Source organism: Collinsella aerofaciens, from assembly GCF_001404695.1.
Lineage (GTDB): Bacteria > Actinomycetota > Coriobacteriia > Coriobacteriales > Coriobacteriaceae > Collinsella > Collinsella aerofaciens_E.
The window spans coordinates 25,366-34,347 of sequence record NZ_CZAQ01000026.1; the positions used below are offsets into that span (position 1 = coordinate 25,366).

5 protein-coding genes are annotated in these 8,982 nt (G+C 62.8%); 4 read left to right on the top strand and 1 reads right to left on the bottom strand.

Annotated elements, in window-relative coordinates; genetic code table 11:
* Positions 1 to 124: 124 nt before the first annotated feature.
* Positions 125 to 2,323, bottom strand: a complete 2,199-nt coding sequence (locus AQ996_RS07220) for a transglycosylase domain-containing protein (protein ID WP_055252244.1) — start codon at positions 2,321 to 2,323, stop codon at positions 125 to 127.
* A 162-nt stretch (positions 2,324 to 2,485) separates the two neighbouring features.
* Between AQ996_RS07220 and AQ996_RS07225 the strand changes: the two genes are divergently transcribed.
* The 4 genes from AQ996_RS07225 (at position 2,486) to AQ996_RS07240 (ending at position 8,818) form a co-directional block, all read left to right on the top strand.
* A complete protein-coding gene (locus AQ996_RS07225) occupies positions 2,486 to 4,462 on the top strand; it encodes a U32 family peptidase (protein WP_172674630.1) in 1,977 nt (658 codons plus the stop codon).
* Between the two features lie 97 nt (positions 4,463 to 4,559).
* Positions 4,560 to 5,771, top strand: coding sequence for a tyrosine--tRNA ligase (gene tyrS / locus AQ996_RS07230; RefSeq protein WP_035137437.1), 1,212 nt, complete (start codon positions 4,560 to 4,562; stop codon positions 5,769 to 5,771).
* 225 nt (positions 5,772 to 5,996) lie between these two features.
* Positions 5,997 to 7,817 (top strand): adenine deaminase, encoded by a 1,821-nt coding sequence (locus AQ996_RS07235; protein ID WP_055252246.1) that lies wholly within the window; start codon positions 5,997 to 5,999, stop codon positions 7,815 to 7,817.
* A gap of 206 nt (positions 7,818 to 8,023) precedes the next feature.
* A complete protein-coding gene (locus AQ996_RS07240; protein WP_055252247.1) occupies positions 8,024 to 8,818 on the top strand; it encodes a Cof-type HAD-IIB family hydrolase in 795 nt (264 codons plus the stop codon).
* The last annotated feature ends 164 nt before the right edge of the window (positions 8,819 to 8,982 follow it).

The following is an 8,982-nucleotide window of genomic DNA, read 5'->3' on the forward strand; positions in this document are numbered from 1 at the left end:
ACGTTGGTCGGTACCCCTTTTTGTTTGCCGGTATAAAGACCGCCCACCAGGTCGCTTCAAACTAAAAGGCCCCGAGCAGTTCAATAAGCTGCTCGGGGCCTTGTTGGCTTTAGTCGCGTACTTCTTAGCCGACCGTATCGTCAGGCGTGGGCGAGGGGTCGGGAGTGGGCGTAGGCGTAGGCGTGCCGCCATCGCCGCCGGTCGAACCACCAGTGGAGCCGCCCGTCGAGCCACCGGTCGTACCGGTGCCGCCGGTGGTGTCGCCGCCCGTGGTCTCGGTGGTCGTGGTCGTCGTGGTAGTCGTTGTGGTGGTTTCCTCTTCGTCCTCGTTCTCGTCCTTGTCCTTGTCGTCGTTCTCCGACTTCTTGGTGTTGTTGGTGCCGTAGAACTTCCAGACGCTGTTGTTCTTGTAGGTGGGCGCCGTTCCGGTCGCAAACTCCTCGCGCTCGGTACCGGTCAGAACGGTGTTCATAAACCGCTTAAAGACAGGCAGGTTGGTGCTGTCGCCCAGCAGGTCCGTGCCGTACTTTTGGATGGGGATCTCGCCCGCGGAATAGCCGGTCCACAGGGCGCACGCCAGCTGCGGGGTATAGCCGCAGAACCACAGGTTGGTGGTGTTGTCGGTGGTGCCCGTCTTGCCGGCATAGGGCTGGTTGACACTCAGGGCGCCGGCAGCACCCGTACCGCTGCCCTTCATGACGCCGGACAGAACATCGGTGACCGCGGCGGCCTCGCCCTCGGTAAGCACCTGTGAGGGATTGTCGGTGTGCTGGTACAGTACCGAACCGGTACGAGAGTCAATCTCGGTGATGGCGATCGGCTGGCGATAGTAGCCGCCGTTGGCAAACGTCGCGTAGGCGGCGGCCATCTCGAGCGGCGAGATCGAGCCGGTGCCGAGGGTCATGACGGGAACGTCCTCGATGTTGTCCTTGGCGGGGTCGATGCCGAGCTTTTTGACGAGCGAGATGATCTTGCTGTTGCCGACGGCTTCTGCCACCTGGATGTAGCCGGTGTTGGAGGAGTATGCCGTCGCCTGCTTAAGCGTGATGTTGCCATAGCTCTGGTTGGCGTAGTTTTGGACCTCGGTCGTGGTGCCCTTGGCCTTGAGCGGCGAGTTGCAGTTGAGGGTGACGTTGGGGTTCATGCCGTTTTGGATGGCAGTTGCCAGCGTAAAGGCCTTAAAGGTGGAGCCGACGGGACGCTTGGCCGTGGCATGGTTTACGTGGTTCTCGTCGGCGTTGTAGTCGTAGCCGCCCACCATGCACTTGATGTAGCCGGTCTTGGGGTCGACGACGACCATGCCCATGTCCAGGCCGTCAAGCGAGAGCGTGTCGAGCTGCTCGCGGACGGCATTCTCTGCCACCTGCTGCATCGTGGGGTCGATGGTGGTCTTGACGGTCAGGCCGCCCTTAAAGAGCACGTCGGTCGAGAACTCCTGATCCAGCAGCTGCTTGACGTAGGAGACAAAGTAGGGCTGCGAGTATACGTCGACGCCGCTGCCCGAGATTTCGGTCACATTGAGGGTGATGGGCTCGGCCTGTGCGGCATCGTGCTCCTCCTGGGTGATGTGGCCCAGGCGCAACATGTTGTCGAGGACCTTGTTGCGACGGGACAGCGCCAGGTCGGGGTTGACCGTGGGGTCGTACTGCGAGGGCGAGTTGGGAAGGCCGATCAGCAGTGCGGCTTCGCTCAGGGTGAGGTCGGCGGCGCTCTTGGACAGATAGGTCTCGGCCGCGGCCTCGATGCCGTAGGCGCCGTGGCCGTAATAGATGGTGTTGAGGTACATCATGAGGATCTCGTCTTTGGAGTACATGTCCTCCATCTTGATGGCGATGTAGGCCTCGCGCACCTTACGCTCAATGGTCGAGTCGAACTGCTCCTCCTGCAGGATGGTGTTGCGCACCAGCTGCTGGGTGATAGTCGAGGCGCCTTCGTGCCCGCCGCCGAGGGTTGCCACCGCAGCACGCGCGATACCCCACAGGTCGATACCGCCGTGCTCGTAGAAGCGCTCGTCCTCGACGTCAACGGTGCCCTGCAGGACGTAGGGGGAGACCTCGTCCTTGGTGATGGACTTGCGGTTTTGCGTGTAGAATCTCGCGATCTTGTTGCCGTTGCAGTCGACGATCTCGGTGGGCTCGCTCACCAGATACGCGTTGGCGTCGGTGTAGTCGGGCAGATCGGACAGCCAGCGGTTGACGTTACCGACCATGCCGATGCCAAACGCCACGCCCGCAATCAGCAGAAAGCCCAAAAACGAGAGCAGGATTATGGGCAGGGCGTGCGTCTTTGAACGGCTGTGTCCCTGTCGTTGGCGAGGACCCATATATTGACCTCCAGGTATGTCGTGCCGGACGGTGGATGTGCCGTCGGGGCAGGATGGACATAAGTTATTACACGATAAACCAAACGGGGCGCGCGAGGCCTCGTGTATGCTGGAAGACGGCATTTTTCAGAGTGAATGCATACCTTGGTAAGGAGTTTGCCGATGGCGATTCGGGCGATGGGGCCGAGCGGACAATACGAGACTGGATTGGATGCTGCCGGTGCGGCGCTGCCCGAGTTGCTGGCGCCGGCGGGCGGACTCGACCAGATGCTTGCGGCCATCGCCGCGGGCGCCGATGCCATCTATGCGGGGTTGGGCGGCTTTAACGCCCGTGTGAGCGCCCATGGCTTTACGGATGACGAGTTTGCGCGCGGCTGCGCCGTGGCGCATGCCCATGGCGTGCGTGTGTACGTGACGCTCAACGTGTTCGTGTTTGACGATGAGTTGTCCGACGCGGTGGCGTTGGGAGCTCATGCACTGGAGCTGGGCGCCGATGCTCTGATTGTGGCCGATGCCGGGTTGGCCTGCGCGCTGAGCGCGGCGATTCCCGGGGTCGAGATTCACCTGTCTACGCAGGCGGGCGCTCATAGCGAAGGCGCCGTGCGGCTTGCCGCCGATGAGTTGGGGGTCGTGCGCGTGACGACGGCGCGCGAGCTGACGGTCGACGAGATTGCGGCGCTATGTGCCACGGGCGTGCCCATCGAGGTATTCTGCCACGGTGCGATTTGCATCGGCTATTCGGGGGCGTGCGAGTTCTCGGCCCTGCGGCGTGGGCGCTCGGCGATGCGCGGCGACTGCACGCAGCCGTGCCGTCTGGCGTACGACCTGGTGGACGAGGCGGGACAGAGCGTTGTCGCCGTCGAGGGAGATCGCCTGCTGTGCCCGCGCGACTATCTGGGTATTGCACATCTGCCTGAGCTTGTAGATGCCGGCGTGGCGTCGCTCAAGATCGAGGGGCGCATGAAGAACCCCGATTACGTATTCAACGTGGTGCGGGTGTGGCGCCGGGCACTCGATATGCTGTGCGACGGCGCGTGGGACCCCGGTGCCGTGGAAGAGCTTGAGCGCGAGCTGGGAAGGTCGTTTAACCGTGGGTTTACCGATGCGTACCTGCGAGGGCGTTCGGGTGCCGAGCTGATGAGCTTTGAGCGTGCGATTAACCAGGGCGTGCGCGTGGGGCGCTTGGTCGCTGTGGGCCACGAAGAGGTGACCGTTGAGCTCGACTCCGCCGTGGCGGCGGGTGACACGCTCGAGATTCGGTTTTATCCGGGTGTCGACGCGCGTCTCGATGTGCCTAAGCGCTGGCCGCAGGTGCCCTGCCCGGTGGATGCCGCAGCGGGGAAGCGCGTCGTCGTGCATTGCAAGCGTAAGGTGGACACGGGCTGCGAGGTATACCTGATTCGCAGCGCCGGCGTGTTGGATCAGACAGCGGCGGTGTTGGAGCGCATGCGGGCCGAGGCGGATGCGATTGCGCCCGTTGCGCGCGCCGTTGAGGTGCTGCCCTTTGAGGACGTTGCGGTGGATGGCGGTGCGTCGACGGAGTTGGCGGGGTCGGCGGGGCCGGCAAAGCGCGAGGATTTTGCTCGTATGGTCTTTGCCTGGGAGCTGATGGATGTGGGTCCGCGCGATGAGCGAGATCTGTCCGATACAACGGTGGTGCTCGACGAAGTGTGCCGCGCGGGCGACGCCGAGCGGACTCGGGCGCTTATGCAGCGTGCCGGGCGCGTCGTCTGCCGCAATCTGGGACAAGTGGCGATGGCCCGCGAGCTGGGCACAACGTTTGACGTGGCGGCGCCGGTGTTCTGTGCCAATCGGGCCACGCTTACCTGGCTGCGCGGACTCGGTGCGGGGCGGGTGTACTTGTCGGCCGAGTTGCTCGGCAATGATGCGGAGCGTGTTGCCGAGCTTGCCGCTTGCCCCGGTGTCTTGGGGCCTGTCGATGCCGACCGTCCCGAGCTCATGGTGTGCGAGCACTGCTTGCTGACTGCCGAGGGCGCCTGCGCCACGGATGCAACGGGGCAGGTCCGTTGCCGTGACTGCTCGCGCCGTCAGCGGGAGCGCTTTTTGGTCGAACGTGACGGCACGCGTTTGCCGGTCGTTATCGACGCGTGCGGCAGGACGAGGATTTTCCTGTCGTAGGTGTTCGGCCGCGCCGTTTTGGTTATCATAAGAGAGTTTATGAACTTCCAGCACCGCCGTATCCGGTGAGGGTGCTATAGCAAAAGGAGGATACCCAATGCTGTCTGTTGACGAGCAAATGCGTATCATCACCTCGGGTGCAGCGCAGATCGTCCCCGAGGCCGACCTTCGCAAGAAGCTTGAGAAGGGCGAGCCCCTCAACATCAAGCTCGGCGTCGATCCCACCAGCCCCGACCTGCACCTGGGCCATGCCGTGCCCCTGCGCAAGATGCGTCAGTTCCAGGACCTGGGCCACAACGTCACCCTCATCATCGGCAACGGCACCGCGCTGATCGGCGACCCCTCGGGCAAGAACTCCACGCGTCCGCAGCTTTCGCAGGAGCAGATCGAGGCCAACGCCGAGACCTACGTGAGCCAGGCCATGAAGATTCTGGACCCCGAGAAGACCACCATCGTGCACAACGGCGACTGGATCCTTTCGATGGACCTGGCCGGCCTGCTGCAGGTGTGCTCCAAGTTCACCGTCGCTCGCATCCTTGAGCGCGACGACTTTACCAAGCGCTACCAGTCCCAGACGCCGATCGCCCTGCACGAGTTTCTGTACCCCGTGATGCAGGCCTTCGACTCCGTTCAGATCAAGGCCGACGTCGAGATGGGCGGCACCGACCAGCTCTTCAACCTGCTCGCCGGCCGCGAGCTCATGGAGAAGATGGGCATGGAGCCGCAGATTGCGCTCACCATGCCGCTGCTCGAGGGCACCGACGGCGTGCGCAAGATGTCCAAGTCCTATGGCAACTACATCGGCCTGACCGACGCTCCCAAGGATATGTTCGGCAAGACCATGTCCATCCCCGACGAGATGATTGGCAAGTACTATCGTCTGGCCAGTTCGCTCACCCCGGCCGAGGTCGACAAGATCGATGCCGCCCTGGCCGACGGTTCCGCCGACCCCTACGAGCTCAAGCGCGCTCTAGGCCGCGACCTGTGCGACACCTACCACGGCGCCGGCGCCGGCGACGAGGCCCAGGCCGAGTTCGACCGTGTGTTCAAGGAGGGCCAGCTTGCCGACTTCCCCGAGAAGCACGTTGAGCTGACCGTCAACGACGAGGGCCAGATTTACCTCGCTGGCCTGCTCAAGGACCTGGGCCTTTCGGCCAGCGCCGGTCAGGCCCGCCGCGACATCGACGGCGGCGGCGTCAAGATCAACGGCAAGGCTGTGGCTCCCAAGAGCTATAACATCGATCCGAGCGCCCTCAAGCTGGGCGACACCCTCTCCGTGGGCAAGCGCAAGGGCTTTAAGTTAGTCTAACGAGCGAGTTGACCTCACAAGTGCAATAAGGCCGCAGCCGGGAATCCCGACTGCGGCCTTTTTGGTTACGACGATCCCTTGGGGACGGAGGGATCATTTGGCGGTGCCGTTAAGCGGAGGGGGGGTGTATTCCCGACCCATCGTTTGGGCATACAATGGCTATTGGTTTGCTGCGGTGAAGGCCTGTCCGCTCCGCAGCTGTTTTCTACGGTTAAAGGAGTATGTATGTCCGTTGAGGTCATGAGATCTGTGATCGATGCTGCCGAGGGGCGCGTGCCCGTCGACGCGCTGTTTACCAATGCGCAGATCGTCGACGTGTATGGTCAGCGTGTGGCGCCCGGCAGCGTTGCCGTCAAGGACGGTGTGATCGTCGGCGTGCTCTACGATGGTCGCGACGATGCCGCTGGCACCTACGAGGCAACTGAGGTCATCGACTGCCAGGGTCGCTATCTCGCTCCCGGTTTTATTGACGGGCATCTGCACATTGAGTCCTCGAACATCCGCCCCGCCGAGTATGCGCGCATGGCGGCGACGCGCGGTACCACCACCGCCATTGCCGACAGCCACGAGATTGCCAATGTTGCCGGTCTCGACGGCTTGCGCTTTATGATTGAGGACGGCCGCCGCGCGCCCATCTCCATCAAGTACATGATGCCTTCGTGCGTGCCCGCGCTGCCCGACGAGCAGGCCGGTGCCGTGATTACCGCCGCCGATATGCAGGAGTTTTTTGCCGAGCATCCGGGCGACGTTTTTGGTCTGGGCGAAATGATGAACCTGCCGGGCGTCTTTATGGCCGACCCCGAGACCTGTGCTCGCATCGATGCTGCCAACCAGACGCCGTCCAAGCAGGTTGACGGCCACGCGCCGCTCGTTGCCGGCAAGGACCTCAACGCCTATGCCGCGGCGGGTATTATCGCCGACCACGAGTCGACGATTCCCGAGGAGGCGCTCGATAAACTGTCCCGCGGCATGTATGTGATGCTGCGTGAGGGCACGTGCAGCCATGACCTGGCCAACCTGTCGCCGATGCTGCTGGAAAACCCCGCCCGCGCCCGTCGCTGCTGCTTTGCGACCGACGACCGCGCTCCCTCCGACGCGCTTTCGACCGGCATGATCGACAACGCCTGCCGCGTGGCCATCGAGGCCGGCGTCGACCCGGTGGTCGCCATCTCTATGGCGTCCCTTTCCACGGCTGAGGCGTTTGGGCTAGATCACGGCTGCCGCGACCCGCACGAGCTGCGTGGTGCGATTGCCCCGGGCAAGCGTGCCGACCTGCTGTTGCTCGATGATCTGACGTTTGCCAAGGCTCCGCATCGTGTTTATGCCGCCGGTGCTCTGGTGGCGCAGGACGGCGCCTTTGTGGGCGAGGTTGCGCCCGAGATGGCCGAGGTCGCGGCCCTTGCCGATGAGCTGCGCGCCTCTGTCAAACTGCCGAAGCTTTCGCTCGACGTGTTCGACTATGCCTTTAAGCCGGGCGAGGCCGTGATTGACGTAGTGCCGGGTAAGGCCATCACGGGTATGGCTCGCCCCGAGAGCGCCGAGGGCCTGCGCCGCATTATGCTGATCGAGCGCCACGGCCGCGGCGTGTCGCTACAGGCCGAGGGCGCCGACGGCGATGGTCCTGCGGGCCTGGGTCTTGTCGGCAAGCACATCGGTCGCGGCTGGGTGCGCGGCTTTACCATCACAGGCGGCGCTATCGCCTCGACGATCGGCCACGACTCGCACAACGTGTGCGTGGTGGGCGACAACGCCGCCGATATGATGGCTGCTGTCGAGGCCGTGGGCCAGGGCGGTCACGTGCTGGTGCGCAACGGCGAGGTCGTGGCTCGTATTCCGCTGGCGCTCGGCGGCCTGATGAGCGAAGGCACTGCCGAAGACGTCGCGGCGCAGCACGACGACTTTATGGCCAAGGCGCGCGCCATGGGTATTGAGCCGCCGCTCGACCCCATCATGGGCATCATCTTCCTGCCCCTGCCGGTCATCCCGACGCTCCGCATCCGCCCCGAGGGCATGTTCGACGTTACAACCTTCACCTACGCCGACTAGTCATCGGGGACGTTCTTAAACGACTAGTCGTTGGGGACACTCTTTGGCGTATCGCCTGACGCTGCGATTGTGGGACCTCTGGCATGTGTGAGCTATTTGCCAGGTCCTTGTAACGTTTACGCCCGCGGAGTCTTATTTGAGCTCCCTTTGGGTACGTTGGAATCGGATACACGTTCGATTCCAACAAGCCCGAAGGGAGTTTTTCTATGTTTAAACTGATTGCATCCGATATGGACGGCACACTGCTTGACGAAAACGGCCAGGTGCCTCCCGAGACCTACGAACTGATTCTGGCGCTACACGAGCATGGCGTGCATTTCGCCGCATCGTCAGGTCGTCGCTACGATCGCCTGTGCGAGTTCTTTGCGCCCGTTCGCGACAAGATGGACTTTGTCGCCGCTAACGGCGCCCAGGTCTATGCCGACGGTAAGATGGTAGACCGTGAGGTGTATTCCCACCTGGCGATTCGAAGGCTCGCTCAAGCCGTCAGGACGTTTCCCAATCTGCATCTTGCGCTCTTTGACCGAACCAAGTCCTTCCTGCTCGATGACGAGTGCAAGTTCGTGCGTGAGGTCGATAAGGACCTTCCCAATGCCGAGCGTATTTGGGAGCTGCCCGATCCCAGCGTAAATATCATCAAAGCGAGTATTTTTTGCGACGACAGTGCGGTTATGGACAGTGCGTACGTGCTACAGCGCGAACTTGGTCAGCTCTTTACTTTTGCGCCTTCGGGCAACGCGTGGATCGATGCCATGCAGCCTGGTGTGTCCAAGGCCTCGGGTATCGCGCAGCTCGCGGAGCATTACGGCATTGGTCGCGACGAGGTCATGGCGTTTGGCGACTCGATGAACGACTACGAGATCATTCGCTTTGTCGGCACGGGCTGCGCGATGGAAAACGCGCGCCCCGCGCTTAAGGCGGTGGCCGATTGCGTGGTGGGTTGTAACCGCGACCACGCCGTCCAGCAGGAGCTCCGTCGCGTGCTGGAGAGCCTCGCTTAATCCGGCAGATGGGGACGTTCCTTTTCTGCCGACAGTGGGGGACAGTCCTTGCAGATTTTTCGCGAAGGCTGTCCCCAGCGACTAGTCGTTTAAGAACGTCCATTACAGTCGAAATTGTCAGCCCGGGACCGTCTCGGGCTACGATTGAGGCGCGCCCAGAACGG

What these genes read in the sequence shown, in the direction of transcription:
- AQ996_RS07220 (WP_055252244.1), bottom strand. Translation starts at nt 2,323, where the DNA reads ATGGGTCCTCGCCAACGACAGGGACACAGCCGTTCAAAGACGCACGCC.
- AQ996_RS07225 (WP_172674630.1), top strand. Translation starts at nt 2,486, where the DNA reads ATGGCGATTCGGGCGATGGGGCCGAGCGGACAATACGAGACTGGATTG.
- tyrS (WP_035137437.1), top strand. Translation starts at nt 4,560, where the DNA reads ATGCTGTCTGTTGACGAGCAAATGCGTATCATCACCTCGGGTGCAGCG.
- AQ996_RS07235 (WP_055252246.1), top strand. Translation starts at nt 5,997, where the DNA reads ATGTCCGTTGAGGTCATGAGATCTGTGATCGATGCTGCCGAGGGGCGC.
- AQ996_RS07240 (WP_055252247.1), top strand. Translation starts at nt 8,024, where the DNA reads ATGTTTAAACTGATTGCATCCGATATGGACGGCACACTGCTTGACGAA.